This is a genomic window from Bifidobacterium jacchi, from assembly GCF_009078285.1.
Lineage (GTDB): Bacteria > Actinomycetota > Actinomycetes > Actinomycetales > Bifidobacteriaceae > Bifidobacterium > Bifidobacterium jacchi.
This window is the reverse complement of sequence record NZ_RQSP01000045.1, coordinates 1-17,642: the sequence shown is the minus strand read 5'-3', so window position 1 is coordinate 17,642 and position 17,642 is coordinate 1. Positions and strand designations below refer to the sequence as shown.

The following is a 17,642-nucleotide window of genomic DNA, read 5'->3' as shown; positions in this document are numbered from 1 at the left end:
GGAATGTATGCCGCGTGCACTGTCCGTGGGCATCGTGTGCACAGGACGTATGCCGTCGGAGGCATCGTGTGCATGCAACGGATGCGTGGAGGCGCGAAACGCGCGCTTCGTGTACGTTCCATGCACACGATCGTGTAGATGTACGTTGCATGCACACGATCAACAGCGCCTTATGTACGCTCCATGCACACGACCGACGGCCCGACACGTCCGGGAGGACTCGCCGCTCCCCCAATATGTACGTTCCATGCACACGATGACTACAGAGGGATGAGCAAGAGAGACCGATCTCAAGGGACAGAGAAGTAACAGAGAGGGGATAGAGAAGGGACAGAGAAGAAACAGAGAAGAAACAGACCGAAATAAGGAAAATCTTGCGCTGTCCGACCCATAAGTGACCCACCTCCGACCCATAGGCGCAAGATTCTCGCGAAACATGGCCCGATCCCGAGAGAACCTTGCGCCAGCAGGCCGGTTTGCGCAAGAGAATCTCGAACTCAGGGCTAATCCCGAGAAATCCTTGCGCGAAGCAACACTCAAGCGCAAGAGAATCTCACGGAAAACCCTCAGGTCGAGAGAATCTTGCGCTGTCCGCCCCGCAGGCGCAAGAGAATCTCGAAACAAGCCCGTCGCTCGAAATCGGCCCAGGCGAAGACAACGAGACAACACCGAGACCAAACCACACACCACACAAACTGGCGAAGACCGGCGCATTCTCCAGCCGACCGCATGCTCTCACGTATTCTCTGGTGTATTCTTGGTGGTGTGCGCATTGTCATTCATCCACACGCCCGCATCCACGGGCTGAGCGCCGAGCAGATCCGATCCGCCTTCGAGACGGGCTCAAACGGTGCGGTGATCCGCTATAGGGATCGGGATAGGGAACCTCCGCGCTGGGCAACGATCGGGTTTGACGCAGAGGGCAGGAGCATTGAGCTCGTGTTCGTGCGGCTGGATGACCATACGCCACTGATCATCCACGCGAATCTTCTGACCAAGGGGTTCCGCGACGAGATAAGGAGGAGCCGATGACCGGAGATAAGTACATCGCCGAGAACGGCACCGAAATCACCGACGAGCTGGTGGACAGGTGGGCAGAGGAGGCCGAGAACGGGTTTCCCGGTGCTCAGATCACCCCCTTCGAGGGCAGGGCGTGGGAGACGGACACCGAGCCGCTGCGCCCCCACACCATACGCCTGAGCGACACAATGTGGCATCTCATCGAAGCCGATGCCAAGAGAAGCCACATGAGTCTGAGCGCTTGGACGCGTGCCGCGATGGCGGACAGGCTGTCGCGCCGAGCCGATTCCTGAGCCGGGATGTCTGCCATCTGACCCGTCGTGCGCACTCTTGTGTATCCGAGTCGCTTGCTCCTCGCAGAAAAGCATCACAACCCAACACAAGGCAACTGATACCCGGGCTCGTCGCCCGCGGAGCCGGCGGACGCGATCAGGCGCGCGGGGTGGTGCGGATGAATTCGTCGAGTTCGGCGCGACTGCGCACGCCGGCATCGGAGCCGAGTCCGCGGGCGGCCGCCGATCCGGTCGCCACGCCCTGCTCGGCGGCGGCGATCGGATCAAGCCCGTCGAGCAGACCGGCGATGAATCCGGCGGAGAACGCATCGCCGCAGCCGGACGTATCGACCACATCCACCTTGTACGCCGGAATGATCGTCTCCTCGCCGTCTCCGGACGCGACCGCCACGCCATCGGCACCCAGCGTGATCGCGGTCGTGCCGACGCCGCGATCCCGGAACCAGCGCGAGGCGTCCGCCACACTCGACGTGCCCGACAGCATCATCGCATCCTCGTCGTTCGGCAGGAAATAGTCGATGTACGGGTAGACCGGACCCAGCACCTTCTCAAAGTCGGCGGTCGGCACGCCGATGATGTCCACCGACGTGGTCAGTCCCCATTCGCGAGCCTGCCTGAGCAGCTTGGCAGTGGGTTCGCCGTCAAGCCGGTCGAGCAGGAACGTGCCGCCGATATGAATATGGCGGGCCGAGCGAACCACGTCAAGATCGACGTTCTCGGGGCCGAGAAACTTGCTGGCACCGGGCACATGCAACGCGGGGCGCGAACCGTCCGGGCGAATCGGGAGCATCGTGGCCGACGTGGGAGCCTGATCGGTGACGGTCAGACCGGTCACGTCCACGCCTTCGCGGCGCAGACGATCCTTGAGCCAGCCGCCCAGCTCGTCGTCGCCGATGCGGCCGAACGTGGCGGTTGGCACGCCCAGACGCGCCAGGCCGTAGGCGGTTGCGGCGGCGGTTCCGGCCGCGGTCATGCGGATCTCGTCAAGCACGACCATGCCCTGGCCTTCCGGGATGGCGGTGACCGGACGGCCGAGAATGTCAACGATGTGGATGCCGACGGTGACCGCCTGCGGTGCGCGTCCACTGGTGCGCTGTGATTCGTTGGCATGCTGCTGTGACATGGTTGCCGCTCCTTGGGTTGCTCTATCGCCGATGCATTTCGACTGACGATGCATTTCGGTTTCCGATATGTGGTGCACGATCACTGGGATGGTGCTTGATCAAGAGATGGATTCAGCATACGGAATGCGCGCGGAGGCAACGCCGCGGCGGGCATACGAAAAATCTTGAACGCGCGCAAAGCGGCTGGCTTTGTCCGACTGGCAGTGGCGGCGCTGCGGGCGCGGTCGTAATGATGCGGCGGTACAGTGTCATCATGATCGATACTTCAGTAGCGAGCGGCGACGAGCGGCGGCCGCTGATCGTCGTGACCGCGCCGGTGGATCGCGCACTGCTTGATCAGGCATTCCCGCGCATCGTCTACCGCAACCACGGCACGCAGGGCGGCGATCTACGCAGCAGCGAGGCGTCCGACGTGCTTGCCAGCGCGGATGCCGCCGTCGTGGAGCTCGACCGCGTGGGCGAGGCCGATCTGGATGCCGCGCCGAATCTCAAACTGCTGGTCGTGTGCCGCGCGAATCCGGTTAACGTCGATATGGCGGCGTGCGCGAAACGCGACGTGCGCGTGGCGACCACGCCGGGCCGCAACGCCGACAGCACCGCCGACGTGACGATGGGGCTCATGCTGGAGGCGCTGCGACGCTTGCCATCCGCCGAGCATTGGATGGCAAGCGAGCCGTGGCGCGAATCGGACGTGTTCGAGCCGTACCGCCGGTTCCGCGGGCGCACACTGAGCTGCTGCACGGTGGGTGTGGTCGGATACGGGCACGTCGGTCGGGCCGTGGTACGCCGGCTTCTGGGATTCGGCGCACGGGTGCTGGTGTGGTCGCGGCATAATCACGAGGCGGAGCTGCCGGCCGGGGTCGCTCAGGTTGCATTGGATGAGCTGCTTGCCACGAGCGATGTGGTGACGCTGCACTTGCCGGCGACGCCGCAGACCATTGGGATGATCGGGGCGCGCGAGCTTGGATTGATGCGCCCGGACGCGCTGCTGGTGAATACCGCGCGCGCGTCGCTGCTCGACGAGGCGGCGATTGTGGAGGCGCTGCGGTCGCGGCGCATCGCGGGGGCCGCATTCGACGTGTTCTTCAAGGAGCCGCTGCCCGCCGATCATCCGCTGCGCGCGCTGGCCGCCGCCTCTGCTGCGGACCCGACCGCGCCGACGGTGGTGCTGACGCCGCACATCGGCGGGGCGAGCGACGACGTGATCACGGTGCAGACGCGCATGGCGATCGCCGCGCTACGGCACCTCACGGTGTAGCGGCATGCCCATGATGTAGGGACATGCCCACCGTGCAGGGATATGCCCATGATGTAGGGATCGCAAATGTGGCGTTTTTGTGAAAACGGCGGAATCAAGCCGTTTTCAGGTCCCTACATCATGGGGCGATCCCTACATCATGCGAACTTGCCTACACGATGGGGACTTGCCTACACCATGGGGGGGCTTTGTCGCTCGGCGGGCGGTTTAGCGGGAAGGGTTAGCGGGCGGTGGCGTGCTGGCCGTAGTTGCGCTGATGCCAGGCGAGCTCGCGCTGCGCCTCCTCCTCGCTCATCGGCTCGACCACGCCGCCGATCTGCGCGAGGCGAATCGTCTTGGCGGCCTCCTCGGTGTACAGCGTGTACATCAGCGATTCCGAGGCACTGCGGCCCATCGCGAACACACCGTGGCGACGCGCCAGCGCAATCCATCCGTTGGGGCCGCACGCCTCCAGCACGGCGACGGCGGTGTCCTCCTCGCCGGGGGTGGCGAATCGCGTGCACGGCACCGGCCCACCCGTCAAGTGCGTCAGCGGCGTGAGCACCGCGGGAATGCCCTCGCCGCGAATCGCGAAGCTCGTGGCGTACGGCTGATGCGTGTGCGTGATGCCGAACACGTCCGGGCGGCGCTTGTAGATATGGCGATGGATGCCCAGATCGACGGACGGCTTGAGATGTCCTTCGACGATGTTGCCGTCGATGTCGGTGACGACGAGCGAATCGATGGTGAGCTCCTCGAACGGCACGCCGCTCGGCTTGATGACGATCAGACCGGTCTGAGGATCGCGGCCGGACACGTTGCCGCCGCTCCACACCACCAGATTGTTCTTCGGCAGATCGAGATTGCGCCTGAGCACCTCGGCCTTGAGTTCTTCGAGCATCATTCGCCTTTCGTTTGATCACTTCTGACCGCTTGCCGGATCGCTTGCCGTGCAAGCATCATCCATCATCGGGGCGTTCCCGACATGGCTTTCACTATAGGATCGGCGCAATGCGCACGCGACCGCGCTGCGATAGACGTTTCTTATAACGTCTTATAACGCGCTCAATCAGCCACATGCCAATCAGCCGCACGCAATCAGCCACATGCCAATCAGCCGCGCAGCCGCTCGTATCGGCGGAATATCTCGGTATGTGACTCGGCTTTCAGCGTGCGTTCGACCGGCACGGCCCAGCGCGGCGGCCGAGCGTCGCCGGAGAGCACCCACGCGGCCTGCCGGGCGGCGCCCAACGCCACGTATTCGCCCGGTTCAGGCAGCGCCACGTCGAGTCCGAACACCTCGGGCGCGATGTTGCGCACCGCTTCAGAGCGCGATCCGCCGCCGATCAGCAGCACGCGTTCGACCGGCACGCCAAGCGACGCGATGAGCCGCAGACTGTCGTTGAGATTGCACAGCAGTCCTTCGACGAATGCGCGCGCGATGTTCTCCCGATGCGCATTGGCCAGCGTCAGCCCCAGCAGCCGAGCCGTGTCGTCGGGCCGTGGCGGCACCCGCTCCCCCTCGAAATACGGGATCAGCGTCACGCCGCCGGCACCCGGACGCGCGGCGAGCGCCAGCTCGTCGAAGGCGGCATAGTCCACGTTCAGCAGTTCGCGTCCAGCATCCAAAATGCGCGACGAGTTGAACATGCCGAGCGCGGGAAGGAAGCGGCCGGTGGCGTCGGCGAATCCGTTGGTGCAGCCGCTCGGATCGCATGCGCGCCGCTCGGCGACCGCGGCCACCACGCCGGATGTGCCGACCGATACCGACACGTCGCCGACCCCCATGTCGAGGCCGAGGGCGGCGATCGCGTTGTCGCCGCCGCCCGGCCCGATCAGGCATCCGCCTTCGACCTTCGAGCCGGCGATCGCGGGATCGGCCTTGAGCGTCCATTCGCGTGGGCCCAGCACGCGCGGCAGAATCACGTCGTGGCGGCCGAATCCCATGTCGAGCAGTCGCGGGCGGTACACGTTCGCGGTCGTGTCGAAATAGCCGGTGCCGGCCGCCTCGGATCGGTCGGTGAACAGCGCATGGAGGTCGAATCGGCCGGCATCGGGGTCATTGCCGGCGATGCGCCAGCTCAGCCAGTCGTGCGGCAGGCAGACGGCGGCTGTGCGCCGCGCGTTGTCGGACTCGTGTTCGAGCACCCAGCGCAGTTTAGTGATGATCAGCGACGGGACGAGCGCCGATCCGACCGCCCTGAGCCAGCGAAGCCGCCCGCGCGCGATCACGTCGTCCGATTCGATGTCGCCGGGCTCGACCGCGCCGAGTTCGGCGGCATCCGCGAAATCCAGCGCGCCGAGCATGCGCGTCAGCTCCTCGGCCTGCGGCGCCGAGCGGACGTCGCTCCACAGAATCGCCCGGCGCACCGGTCGGCCGTCCGCGCCGAGCAGCACCATGCCCTGCTGCTGGCCGCCGACGCTGATCGCGCTCACATCGTCCAGACCGCCGGCAAGCCGCGCTGCATCGAGGAACGCGCGCCACCACGCCGCCGGATCGACGCTGGTGCCTTCCGGGTGGGGCGCCGAGCCGAATCGCAGCGTCTCGCCGGTGACGGCATCGACGACGACCACCTTGGTCGCCGACGTCGATGTGTCCACGCCGGCGACCAAAGGGTGAGACGTCTGGGACACGTGGGACGGGTGGGACGCGGGCCGCGATGGCGAAGACGCGCCGCACTGCACTGAATCGGACATGTGATCTCCTTGCTGACTGATACGTCGCGTCAGTATTTCCTTGATGAATTGGCTACCCCTCAGTCCCGCTTCGCGGGCCACTAGTACGCAACCGACTGATGCACAAACAACCTGCAACCCCGCCGCCCGCAGCTGCGACCGTCAGAACAGGTCGTCGGGGCGAAGCACGATCTTGAGCGACTTGTCGGCATCCTCCAGCAGTTTGAACGCCTCGGGAAGCTTCGAGAGCGGGAAGTGGTGGGTGATCGCGCCGGACGGGTCGATACGTCCGGCCTTGAGCAGCCGGAAGTACTGGAACGTGTCGTGATGGTCGGCGGAATACTTCGAGGTGACGGTCACCTCGTCGAAATACGCGCGCGCCGAATCCTGCACCCAGTCGGTTCCGGGAGCGCCGGGCGCGGCCAGATGCAGCGTGCCGCCCGGCTCGACGAGTTCGCGCGCCTGCGCGTACACCTTCGCGTTCGGCACGGCCTCCACGACCACGTCGGCGAGCAGTCCGTCGTTGAGCGCGCGCAGCTGTTCTGCCACATCGCCGGCCGACGGGTCGATCACCGCGTTCGCGCCGAGCTCCAGCGCCTTGGCGCGCCGCCACGGATTGAAATCGCTGACGATCACGCGCCCCGCGCCGAACAGCGGAGCCAGCACAGCGAAGCCGACGCCCATGAATCCGGCGCCGATCACCAGCACGGTGTCGCCGGGCTGGATGCCGCACACCTTCAGTCCGCCGAGCACGCACGACCACGGCTCGATCGTCACCACCGCGTCGTCGGACAGCGAATCGGGCACGATGAAGCTGTCGCCTTCGACCAGCTGTGCGGGCAGCCGGAAATAGTCGGCGATCGAACCGGGGTCGAACCGCACCGACTTGTAGTACGGATCAATGGTGAAATGGCCGCGCAGCGACTGATGCGACAGCATGCGTCCGAAATGATGGTGCGCGAAGATGCGGTCGCCGGGCTTGAATCGCGTGACGGACTCCCCCACGCGCGCCACCACGCCGACGACCTCGTGGCCGAGCGTCTTGCCCTGCGGACTCGCGTGGTACCACGGCATCGCCTCGCCGGCGCACAATGCCGCCGAACTCGTGCGCACCAGCACGTCGCCGGGGCCGATCACCGGCATCGGCCGCTCTTCGACGCGAATGTCGTCGGGGCCGTGGTACACGCCGACATGGTTGGTTTCCGGCAGCACGTCGGGAATCGGAATATGGATGGTCTGGTCGGCACGCTCGGCTGCGTCGCTCACTGCGTTTCCTTTCGTTGGCTTGATGATGGCTTGATAATGGCCTGATAATGGCCTGATGATGGCTTGATGATGCCGCGGCGCGGTTCATTCCGTCTGATTCCAGATCGGCAGCAGCGCGTCGATCAGCGCCCGATAGCGCCGATAGCGCCGCTCCAATGCCGAAACTCGCTCGCCGGCCGGCTCAAATCGGCGAATATGGGCGGCGCGGTGAGCCAGCGACTCGAAACCGGGCACATATGCGGCGATGCCGGTCACGCCGATCTGCGGGTCGGTGTCGACGGCGACCGAGCGGCCCAGCACGTCGGCGATCAGCTGGCTGAATCGATCGTCGCCGGTGCCGCCGCCGGTCAGCACCACGTCGCGCACCTCGCCGCAGGATTCCAAGCAATGCCGCAGCGAGAACGCGATACCCTCGACCACGGCCCGTCCAAGATCGCCGATCGTGGTCGCCGGAACGATGCCGACGAACGCGCCCGTGGCGGCGGGGCTCAGGAACGGCACCCGCTCGCCGTAGAGGAACGGCAGCATGATCTCGCCGTGGCCGTCGCCAGCGGATTCGACATCCGCCCAGAATCGGTCGTATTTGCCGTCGCCCGCGTAGCCGTGGCGGTCGAGGAACCATTCGAGCACCTTCGCGCCGGACGACGAGCCGAGCACGCGCAGCGTCAGCGCCGGCCCGGCGGCATCAGCCGAATCGACACCGGCAGCCGAATCGACACCAGCGTCAACCGAATCACCGGTGTCGGCGACCGCAGCGTCCGGCCATACCAGGCTGGCACCGACCGGTTCGGGAATCGGAACCGGGTCGTGGGTGAGCACGAACGCGGCCGTGGTGGTGCCCAGCGAGACAACGGCCTGATGCTCCTCGCTCACGCCGGCGCCGCGCACACTCGCCACGCAGTCGATCGCGCCGACGTAGACGGGCGTGCCGGCCTTCAGTCCGCTGGCCGCAGACGCCTCTGCGGTGACCCGACCCAGCAGTTCGCCGGCGTGGGCGATTCGGGGGATGCGCGCGCGCAGATCCTCGCATCCCAGTAATGCGAACACTTCGGGGGACAGTTCCGCGGTGTGCGGATCGGTGAACGGAATCGTACCGTCCGAATAATCCGTCGCCTCGACGCCGGTCAGGCAGTATCCGACGAAATCCTTGGCGCAGAACACCGTGCGAATCGCTGCCGCGCGCTCGGGATGCTCGGCCTTGAGCCAACGCCACAGCGCGGCCGACGTGCCCGGCCAGATCACCGTGCCGGTGATGCGGTACAGCTGATCGACCACGCCGGCACGTTCCCAATCGGCGACCACATCGGCGGCGAACGTGGAATTCCACGTATACGACAGCGTGCCGCGCCCGTCGACGCCGACACCCCACAGTCCGTCGCCCTGGCCGGAGAGCACCACGCCGGCGATGCGGGAGGCTTGACCGCCATGCAGCAGATCGGCGATCAGCCCGGCCGACGCATCCCATACGGCCTGCGCATCGACCACGTTCTCGGCGACGTACGGCAGCGGCACGGCACGTTGGGCCACAACGCCATGCTCGACATCGACCAGCGCCGCCTTGATCGACGACGTGCCGATGTCCATCGACAACGCCAGCGGAGACGCCGCAGCGCCGGACGGATCAGCCTCGGAGTTCACGCCAGCGGAGCGCACATCATCGCTCATCGTCCGCCTCCCCGCACGACGCGTTTCGTCAGGCCGGAGGCGACGGCCAGCGCCACCACCAGCACGAAGCCGCGAATCGCGACCTTGAGATTGAAGTCGAGCCCCATCAGATCAAGTCCGGTGCCCAGCGTGCTCAGGAACAGCACGGCGATCAGCGTGCCGGGCACGTTCGGGCGGACGCGCGAGCTCATCGCCGCGCCGATGAACACCGCGGAGATCGCGTCGTTCTGATACGTGTAGCCGGTCATCGGCGTGTACATCTGCAATTGGGCGGTGAGCAGCGCGCCGGCGAGCGCGCACACCACGGCCGAGATCACATAGGTGATGGTCAGGTAGCGGTTCGCCGCGATGCCGGCGTTTTCGGCGGCACGCGACTGCAATCCCAGCGCGTCGAGGCGATGGCCGAACGAGGTGCGCGACACCAGGAACCACAGCGCGATCACGATGACCGCGGCGATCCACATCTTGACGTCGATGCCGAGGATGCGTCCCGAGCCGACCGCGTGGAACTCCGCTGGCGCATCGTAGAACTCGACGCTGCCGCCGCCGTTCGTGCCGGCCTTCTGCAGGCTGCGGCCGATGAAGTAGACGCTCAGCGTCGCCAAAAACGGCGAAATGCGCAGTTTGACGATCAGCAGCGCGTTGAGCAGACCGACCAGCGACGCCACCGCTACGGCGATCGCCAGCGCGATCGGCCACGGCAGGCCGGTGTTGAGCATGACGATGATCACACCCCACGCGCCGATCGCGAACGATGCGTCCACCGACAGATCGATGCCGCCGGAGGTGACGACGAGCGTCATAGCCAGCGAGATGAGCAGCAGCACGGCGGAGCCGTTGACGATGTTGAACGCGGTGGTCGGCGACCAGAACACGGGGATGCGCACGGTGAAGAACAGGATCATCGCGACGAACAGGGCGGGGAATCCCGCGCGGCGCAGGGTTGCGCGCAGGTCGCGATGCGACGCGCCGGCCGACTGCGACGCGCCGGCCGACTGCGACGCGGAATGCGCTACGGAACGAGTGGTTTCGCTCATGATCAGTCCCTTCAGTCCTTCCTTGCCAGCGCCGAAGCACCGATCACCATCAGAATCAGCAGGCCCTTGGCTCCGTCGATCAACGAATTGTCGATGCCGCCGAGCACCAGCGCGTTCGACAGCGCGGCGGTCAGCAGCGCGCCGATGGCAGCGCCGAGCGGCGTGTAGATGAACCGCGCGGAGAACACGGGTGCCAGATACGCGGCCAGCAGCATGTCAAGCAGCAGCTGGTCCTCGCTGCCGGACGACCAGCCGGAGGCGCGCGCGAGCAGCGTCGTGGCGGCGAGCCCCGCCAGCAGCGAGGCGATCAGGAACGCGAGCAGCGTGTAGAGCCCCGGCTTGACGCCACTGGACGAGGCGAATTCGCGATTGCCGCCGACCGCCTGGATGCGCAGGCCGTAGCGCGTGTGATGGAAGAACAGCGAGGCGAGCACCACGACGGCCACGGCGAACCAGATCACCACCGGCACGCCCAGCCACGCGTCGTCGCGCAGGGCGATGATGAACGGGTCGGTCACCTCGATGCGGCGATTCGTGGTCACCGCGCGGGTTGCGCCGCCCACGAACACGCTGGTCGCCAGCGTGGCGAGAATCGGAATCATGCCGAGCGTGACGATCAGGAACGAGTTGAGCGCGCCGACCGCCAACGCCACGGCCACGCCGGCCAGCAGAGCGACCGGGAACGCGAATCCGCGAGCGAGCAGCAGCGCGATGATCGCCGCCGCGATCACCGCCTGATTGGGCAGCGACAGATCGATGCCGCCATTGATCACGTCGTCGCCGGCGGCGGCGATGATGATCGCCAATCCGATAGCGATCAGCGCGCTCGGCACCGCGGCGACCGCGATCGCCGAGAGGTTGGACGGGCCGGCGATGCGCGGATTGCCCACCACCAGCAATGCGAGAATGCCCAGCAGCACGACGAGCGGCATAAAGCGGATGAGTCGGCGCGCGCCGTAGCTGTCTGCGTGCGCACCGGCGCGGCCGTCGGCACGCGCGTCGGCGCTGATACCCGACGCCGCGCTTGCTGCGGTGGTCGGCTGGGTGGTTGCTGAACTCATGCCCGTTCCTCCTTTGCGGATTGCGACGGCTGGGATTGCGGAGATTGCGAAGACGGTGATTGCGATTGCGAAGACTGCGCGGATTGCAACGACTGCGCGGGTGCCGCTTCGCCGGTGTTCACCGCGTCGGCGTTGCCGGCGCTGGCATCGGTACTGCCAGCGTCGCTGCCGTCGGCATCGGTGGCGATGCGCAGCAGATTCGACTCGTTCAGGCCGTCACCGCTGACTTCGGCTACGATCCGCCCACGCTTGAGCATGACGACCCGGTGGCACAGGCCGGCGAGTTCGTTGAAATCGTTGCCGGAGACGATGATGCTCACGCCCGAGTCGGTCAGTTCCTTGAGCGTGCGATAGATGTCGGCGCGCGCCCCCACGTCGATGCCGACGGTCGGGTCCTCCAGCAGCAGCACGGTCGCCCCCGAGCCGATCCAGCCGCCGATCGCGACCTTCTGCTGGTTGCCGCCGCTGAGCAGTCGCGTGGGCGTGGTCGGATCGTCGGGGCGGATGTGCAGCTGCGTGATGATGCGATCGGCCGATTTGCGAATCGCAGCGAAATTCAGCACGCCCAGCTTTGAGAACTGGCTCAGACGCGGCAATGCAAGGTTGTCACGCACCGGCAGATCGCGCACGAATCCGGTTGCGCGGCGGTCACGCGGTACGCGGGCGATGCCGTGCGCGACCGATCGATGCACGGAACCCGGGCGAATCGTGCGCCCCTTGAGCTCGATCGTGCCGGTCAGCGGCCGCGTCGCGCCGTAGATCGCGTCGATCAGCTCCTCGCGACCGGAGCCGGTGATGCCGCCCACGCCGAGCACCTCGCCGGGGCGCACGGCGAACGTGCAGTCGTGGAACGTGCGCCCGGACAGCCCGCGCACGGCGAACTTGACCGGCTGCGCGGCGTCAACCGGCTTGAAATCGGGGAACAGCTCGCCGACCGGACGGCCGACCATCAGCTCGACCAGCCGCTCGCCGGTCATGCCGCTCAGGTCGGATTCGTCGGCGACCACCTTGCCGTTGCGGAATACGGTGATCGCATCGGCAAGGTCCAGAACCTCGCCCAGATAATGAGACACATAGATGACGGACGCGCCGGAGTCGCGCAGCGTGCGCACCGCCCGGAACACGAGTTCCGACTCCTCGCGCGACAGCGGCGCGGTCGGCTCGTCGAGAATCAGGATGCGCACAGTGCCGTAGATGATCGCGCGGGCGATCTGCACCAGCTTCGTCTCGGCCGGCGTCAGACTCTCCATGAGTCGCGTCGAATCGAGGCGCACGCCGAGTTTTTCGGCGATGCGCTCGTCGATCGCGCGGGTGAGTCCGCGGCCGTGCAGTCTGCCGAAGGCGTGCTCATGGCCGAGCAGCAGCGTCTGCGCGATGGTCAGTTTCGGCGCGGCGACCAGCTCCTGATGCACCACGCGGATGCCGAGCGCGAATGCGTCGGCCGGCGAGGCGATGTGCACCGGCTTGCCATCGACGAGAATCCGCCCGCCGTCCGGCTGGTAGATGCCGCAGATCACGTTGATGAGCGTCGATTTGCCGGCGCCGTTCTGCCCGATCAGGCCGTGGACACGACCCGTCTCGATGCTCAACGACACATCGTCAAGCGCTCGGTTGCCGTTGAATTCCTTGACCAGATGCTCGACTTGAAGCCGTGATGCCGCCGCCGATGCCGCTCGTGATGTCACCGCCGATCGCCTGCCTTTCGCTGGTGCTGGGTTGCTGCTGGGTTTGGATGCTGGGTTTGGATGCCTTGCCAGGTTTGCTGCTGGGTTTGATATTGATGTCCTATTGGCTGCAATTGCCCAGTGTCCTGCGCCAGTAGTTCGTTGACTGATTGCGGATCGAACCGGCCCGCGAAACGGGACTGAGGGTAGTCAATGCAGTCAACGCATTACTGGCGCAGGACACTGGGTCGCAGCCGCCCGTTCGACTACTTGTCGATCGGGCCGGAGGTCTTGTCGTATCCGAGCTCCTTGTAGATCTTCTTCGCGTTCTCAGGGCCGTCGACCGGGAACGACTTGACGTAGGTGGTCTTCTCGATCGACTTGCCGGCGAAGTGCTTGCCGACGTTCACCGCGGCGAGCGTGCCCTGAAGCCTCGGCTGCTGGGCAACGTTGGCGATGAACGGGCTGTCCTTCTTGGCCATGAGCTTGAGCGTGTCAGGGCCGGCATCGTAGGCGCTGACCTTCACATCGGTGCGGCCGGACTCCTCGACGGCCTGCACCACGCCGATCGCGGGCTGATCCCAGCACACGACGTGGATGTCGTTGATCTCGCCCTTCGGATACTTCTGCAGCAGGTTGAGGGTCTGCTGGCGGGCATCGTCGGCCGGCGACTGGAACTTCTCGGCCAGCTCCGGCTGGATGATGCTGATGCCCGGGTAATCGGCTGCGATCGTCTCCTTGAAGCCCTTGGCACGGGCGCCGCAGTAGCTCAGCGAATCCTCGAACGCGTTGAACAGCGCGATCTTGCCCTTGCCGCCAAGCCGCTCGCCGACGATCTTGGCCACGTCCTTGCCGCCCTGCTCGGCGTCATCCTCGATGTCCGCCTCGACGTCCGAACCGGGGTGCTGCACGGCGAACACCGGAATGCCGGCGTCCTTGAGCTTCTTCAGGTACGGGTCGACCGACTGGTCGCCGAGAATGGTGATGACCGCATCCACCTTGGCGGTGAGGAACTTCTCGTGGTTCTGCGCGTGGACGGTGTTGTCGCGACCGCCGTCGGTGGTGATGACCTTGCCGCCGAGCTTCTTGACCTCGTCGACCGCGCCGTTGAACGCCTCACGATCCCAGAAATGCTGGGTGCCGACCGTGGCCACGCCGATGGTCTTGCCCTTGAGGTCCAGTCCCTCGTCGCCGACGTCCTGCAGCAGCTCGGATTCCGCCTTGCCGCTGGATGCGTTCGCCGTGGATGTGCCGGTGTTGATGCCCTGGCATCCCGACAGCAGCATCGTCACGGCGAGCGCCGCCGATGCCAGAATGCCGAGCCTGCCGAACCTGTTCTTCGTGGTCATGTTCCCATTCCCCCTCGCCGTGGCGACCGCCCCTCGCGACCGCCACGAATCGTGCCGTAGCTGATTGGTTGATCTGTGTTTGTGATGGTTTGTGATGTCGAGTTGCGTAACTCGTGTCATACAGCGCCCCAGCTGTTGTTTCTGTGGCCTGCCTGCCAACGCCTTCCCCCGCGCCCGTTCGGCGCGTCGCCGGACGCCCGACCGCCGCTGTCACCGGCGATGAGACACACTGTAGCCGCTTTCCGCCGTGCGACACCGCGTGCCGTCATATCGTTTTCTTATCGCCCGTTATGCGCGCCGCAACCGCAGATCAGCTGGCAATGCGCGAGCTGATGACGCCGGTGTTGAATCCGAACAGGTGCAGATCCTGATTGAATCGCGCGTATTCGATCTTCACGCAGCGGTCCATCACGACCTGCAATCCCAGCGATTGCGCGTATTCGGCCACGTCGTCATCCCAGATGCCGAGCTGAATCCACAACACCGGCGAGCCGACCTCCTTCGCCTCGTCGGCGATCGCGCGAATGGCGGACGGCCGACGGAACACGTCGACGATGTCCGGCACCTCGGGCAGCGACTTCAAATCCGGGTACACCGGGTGCCCGAGAATCTCCTTTTCGCGCGGATTGACGAAATACACGCGGTACGGCGTGGCACCGAGCAGATACGTCGCCACGAAGAAGCTGGCGCGCGACTGGTTCGACGACGCACCGACGATCGCGATCGACTTCGCCTTCTGCAGGATGCGGTGCCGTTCGGCGGCATCCGGCCCCTTCCAACGGCGCTCCCCGACCGGGGTCGGCGCGGCGCACGCGTCGCATGCGGCGGCTGTCGCGCCGCCCGCTGCCGCGTCTGCGCCCGGCGCGCGCAGCGACAGCCCGCCGGCGGCGACGTTGAGATTGAGATTCAGCTGCGCTTCAGCCGCCTTGGCTGCCGCGTTCGACGCATTCTCTGGATTCGTTGCCGTTGCGCTCATGACCGGTCCTCCTCGCTATGTGCGCCACTCTGCGTGCCATCCGCGCCCGCGGATTCCTGGCTGTTCTCCAATGCCTGCCCCAGATCGGCGATCAGATCGGCCGCCGTCTCGATGCCGATGCTCAGTCGGATCGTGCCCTCGCCGATGCCCGCCTCGCGCAGCTGCTCGTCCGACAGCTGCCCGTGCGTGGTCGAGGCCGGGTGGATGGCCAGCGATTTGACATCGCCGATGTTCGCCACATGGCTGAACAGGTTGAGCGAGTCGATGAACCGCCGACCGGCCGCGCGCCCGCCCCGGATGTCGAACGAGAACACCGAGCCGGAGCCGGCATTCGGGAAGTATTTGAGCGCCCGATCATGATGCGGATGCGAGGCGAGTCCGGCCCAGTGCACCGCCTCGACCTGCGGCTGCGCCTCAAGCCAGGCGGCGATCTCGCGCGTGTTGTCCACCTGACGCTGCACGCGCAACGGCAGCGTTTCGACGCCCTGCGCGATCAAGAACGCGGAATGCGCGCTGATCGCAGGACCCACGTCGCGCAGCTGTTCGGCGCGAAGCCGCGTCAGGAACGCGTACTGGGCGAAATTGCCGACCCACGTCAGTCCGTTGTAGCTCGGCACCGGCTCGTAGAACAGCGGGAATTTGTCCTCATCCCAGTGGAACGTGCCCGAATCGACGACCACACCGCCCAGCACCGTGCCCGCGCCGGAAAGGAACTTCGTGGCCGAATGGATCACGATGTCGGCGCCATGCTCGATGGGCCGCATCAGGTAGGGCGTCGCCATCGTCGAATCGACGACAAGCGGAATGCGCGCCGCGTGCGCCACCTCGGCAAGCCCTTCGATATCGGCGATCTCACCGGACGGGTTGGCGACCGCCTCCGCGTAGACGAGCTTCGTGCGATCGTCGATCACCGCCGCATAGTCGGCCGGATCGTCGCCGTCCACGAACACGGTCTCGATGCCGAGCCGCCGCAACGTCACGTCCAGCTGCGTGATCGTGCCGCCGTAGAGCTGCGACGAGGCGACGATGCGATCGCCCTGACCGGCGAGCGCGACGAACGTGATGAACTCGGCCGCCATGCCGCTGGCCGTGGCGACCGCGCCAAGTCCGCCCTCCAGCGAGGCGACGCGCTCCTCAAGCGCCGCGACGGTCGGGTTGACGATGCGCGAGTAGATCTCGCCGTACTTGCGCAGCGCGAATCGCGCGGCCGCATCGTCGCTGTTCTCGAATACGAACGCGGCCGATTCGTAGATCGGCAGCGCGCGCGCACCGGTCGCCTTGTCGGGGATGTTGCCCGCGTGGACGGCGCGTGTCGCGAAGCCGAATTGCCCATCCGCCATGATGATTCCTTCCTGTTCGACGCTGGTGATGGTTGCGAATATAACAAGGAACGGATGCGCGGCGCGGCACGGCGGTCATTGCCGCAAAGGCGGTTTTCGTTGATTTTCCGCGGTTTTGATAACGACTTATAAGATATTGCGATATCGATTCGGGGGTCTGTGGGGCATATGCGCGCGTCTGGCGGTGCATGATGAAATCATGACTGAAGCAACTCAAGCAAACACAGCAAACGAAGCGACCGGCGCGGCCGGTGTGTCGACGGCACCGGCGGTGTCGGCGGCACCGGCGGTGTCGGCGGCTCCGGCGACCGCGGCCGAAGCGCGGCAGGCGTCCGCCGCCTACCACACCCCGTCGCACGTCGTCAAACCGCTCCTGCCGTTCCGAGCCGAAACCGCGCCCGGCCGCTGGGAGGACGTCGATCAGCTCGTCTACAAGGAGAACGACACCACGTTCCGTTCGGTGACGCGCCGCATCCTGTTCGATTCCAACGCCGGGCAGGAGAATCAGGTGCGCTACTTCGAGGTGCAGGCGGGCGGCTGGAGCACGTTCGAGCATCACAACCACACGCATCAGGTGATCATCTACCGTGGCAGCGGCACCGCGCTGGTCGGATTCGAGACGCGGCACGTCAAGGAGGGCGATCTCGTGTTCGTCGGACCGAACGAGTGGCATCAGTTCTCCGCGACCGATGACGGCCCGCTCGGATTCATCTGCATCGTGCGCGCCGACCGCGATCATCCGATTCGTCCGACGCAGGCCGAGCTTGAGGAGATCTACGCCGCCCACCCCGAACTCAAGGGCGTGATTCGGGTCTGAGGGCTGAGAGGTCGAGTCTGCGGGCTGAGTCTGTACGGCCAGATCTGAGGGCTGAGGCTGAGAGCTAAGGCCTGAGTGAGGGCTGAAGCTGAGGGCTGAGGGCTGGGGGCTGGGGGC

At 65.9% G+C, this 17,642-nt stretch carries 15 protein-coding genes; 4 read left to right on the top strand and 11 right to left on the bottom strand.

Annotated features, from left to right (window positions below; genetic code table 11):
• The first annotated feature begins 729 nt into the window (after positions 1-729).
• Both EHS19_RS11080 and EHS19_RS09195 read left to right on the top strand, forming a co-directional pair.
• Positions 730-1,032, top strand: a complete 303-nt coding sequence (locus EHS19_RS11080; RefSeq protein WP_206666349.1) for a hypothetical protein — start codon at positions 730-732, stop codon at positions 1,030-1,032.
• Positions 1,029-1,313, top strand: a complete 285-nt coding sequence (locus tag EHS19_RS09195; protein ID WP_151917459.1) for a hypothetical protein — start codon at positions 1,029-1,031, stop codon at positions 1,311-1,313. Before EHS19_RS11080 ends, EHS19_RS09195 begins: the two co-directional genes overlap by 4 nt.
• 136 nt (positions 1,314-1,449) lie before the next feature.
• On the opposite strand, the gene EHS19_RS09190 is transcribed toward EHS19_RS09195, so the two are convergent.
• Complete coding sequence (locus EHS19_RS09190; protein WP_175578401.1) at positions 1,450-2,436, bottom strand: carbohydrate kinase family protein; 987 nt, start codon at positions 2,434-2,436, stop codon at positions 1,450-1,452.
• A gap of 254 nt (positions 2,437-2,690) precedes the next feature.
• Here EHS19_RS09190 and EHS19_RS09185 point away from each other — a divergent pair, with 254 nt between their 5' ends.
• Positions 2,691-3,695, top strand: coding sequence for an NAD(P)-dependent oxidoreductase (locus tag EHS19_RS09185; RefSeq protein ID WP_175578400.1), 1,005 nt, complete (start codon positions 2,691-2,693; stop codon positions 3,693-3,695).
• Between the two features lie 220 nt (positions 3,696-3,915).
• Here EHS19_RS09185 and EHS19_RS09180 read toward each other — a convergent pair whose 3' ends face one another.
• The 10 genes from EHS19_RS09180 to EHS19_RS09135 all read right to left on the bottom strand — a co-directional run bounded on the left by EHS19_RS09180 (position 3,916) and on the right by EHS19_RS09135 (position 16,708).
• Entirely contained in the window at positions 3,916-4,578 is a 663-nt protein-coding gene (locus EHS19_RS09180; RefSeq protein WP_151917456.1) for a class II aldolase/adducin family protein, read from the bottom strand.
• 209 nt (positions 4,579-4,787) lie between these two features.
• Complete coding sequence (locus tag EHS19_RS09175; RefSeq protein ID WP_151917455.1) at positions 4,788-6,371, bottom strand: FGGY family carbohydrate kinase; 1,584 nt, start codon at positions 6,369-6,371, stop codon at positions 4,788-4,790.
• Between the two features lie 141 nt (positions 6,372-6,512).
• Positions 6,513-7,616 (bottom strand): zinc-binding dehydrogenase, encoded by a 1,104-nt coding sequence (locus EHS19_RS09170; RefSeq protein ID WP_151917454.1) that lies wholly within the window; start codon positions 7,614-7,616, stop codon positions 6,513-6,515.
• An 84-nt stretch (positions 7,617-7,700) separates the two neighbouring features.
• A complete protein-coding gene (locus EHS19_RS09165; protein ID WP_151917453.1) occupies positions 7,701-9,281 on the bottom strand; it encodes an FGGY-family carbohydrate kinase in 1,581 nt (526 codons plus the stop codon).
• Positions 9,278-10,318, bottom strand: a complete 1,041-nt coding sequence (locus tag EHS19_RS09160) for an ABC transporter permease (RefSeq protein ID WP_151917452.1) — start codon at positions 10,316-10,318, stop codon at positions 9,278-9,280. Before EHS19_RS09160 ends, EHS19_RS09165 begins: the two co-directional genes overlap by 4 nt.
• 11 nt (positions 10,319-10,329) lie before the next feature.
• Positions 10,330-11,379, bottom strand: coding sequence for an ABC transporter permease (locus tag EHS19_RS09155; RefSeq protein WP_151917451.1), 1,050 nt, complete (start codon positions 11,377-11,379; stop codon positions 10,330-10,332).
• Complete coding sequence (locus EHS19_RS09150) at positions 11,376-13,064, bottom strand: sugar ABC transporter ATP-binding protein (RefSeq protein ID WP_151917450.1); 1,689 nt, start codon at positions 13,062-13,064, stop codon at positions 11,376-11,378. Before EHS19_RS09150 ends, EHS19_RS09155 begins: the two co-directional genes overlap by 4 nt.
• Positions 13,065-13,309: 245 nt before the next feature.
• Positions 13,310-14,392 (bottom strand): substrate-binding domain-containing protein, encoded by a 1,083-nt coding sequence (locus EHS19_RS09145; protein WP_206666348.1) that lies wholly within the window; start codon positions 14,390-14,392, stop codon positions 13,310-13,312.
• Between the two features lie 310 nt (positions 14,393-14,702).
• Positions 14,703-15,368 carry a CoA-binding protein gene (locus EHS19_RS09140; RefSeq protein ID WP_151917449.1) on the bottom strand — a complete coding sequence of 222 codons (666 nt, stop codon included), beginning with the start codon at positions 15,366-15,368 and terminating at the stop codon, positions 14,703-14,705.
• Entirely contained in the window at positions 15,365-16,708 is a 1,344-nt protein-coding gene (locus EHS19_RS09135) for an O-acetylhomoserine aminocarboxypropyltransferase/cysteine synthase family protein (protein ID WP_151917448.1), read from the bottom strand. The genes EHS19_RS09140 and EHS19_RS09135 overlap by 4 nt, the downstream gene beginning before the upstream one ends.
• Positions 16,709-16,907: 199 nt before the next feature.
• Here EHS19_RS09135 and EHS19_RS09130 point away from each other — a divergent pair, with 199 nt between their 5' ends.
• The gene (locus tag EHS19_RS09130; protein ID WP_206666347.1) at positions 16,908-17,525 is read left to right on the top strand and encodes a cupin domain-containing protein; all 618 of its coding nucleotides are present in this window, start codon (positions 16,908-16,910) and stop codon (positions 17,523-17,525) included.
• Positions 17,526-17,642: the final 117 nt, after the last annotated feature.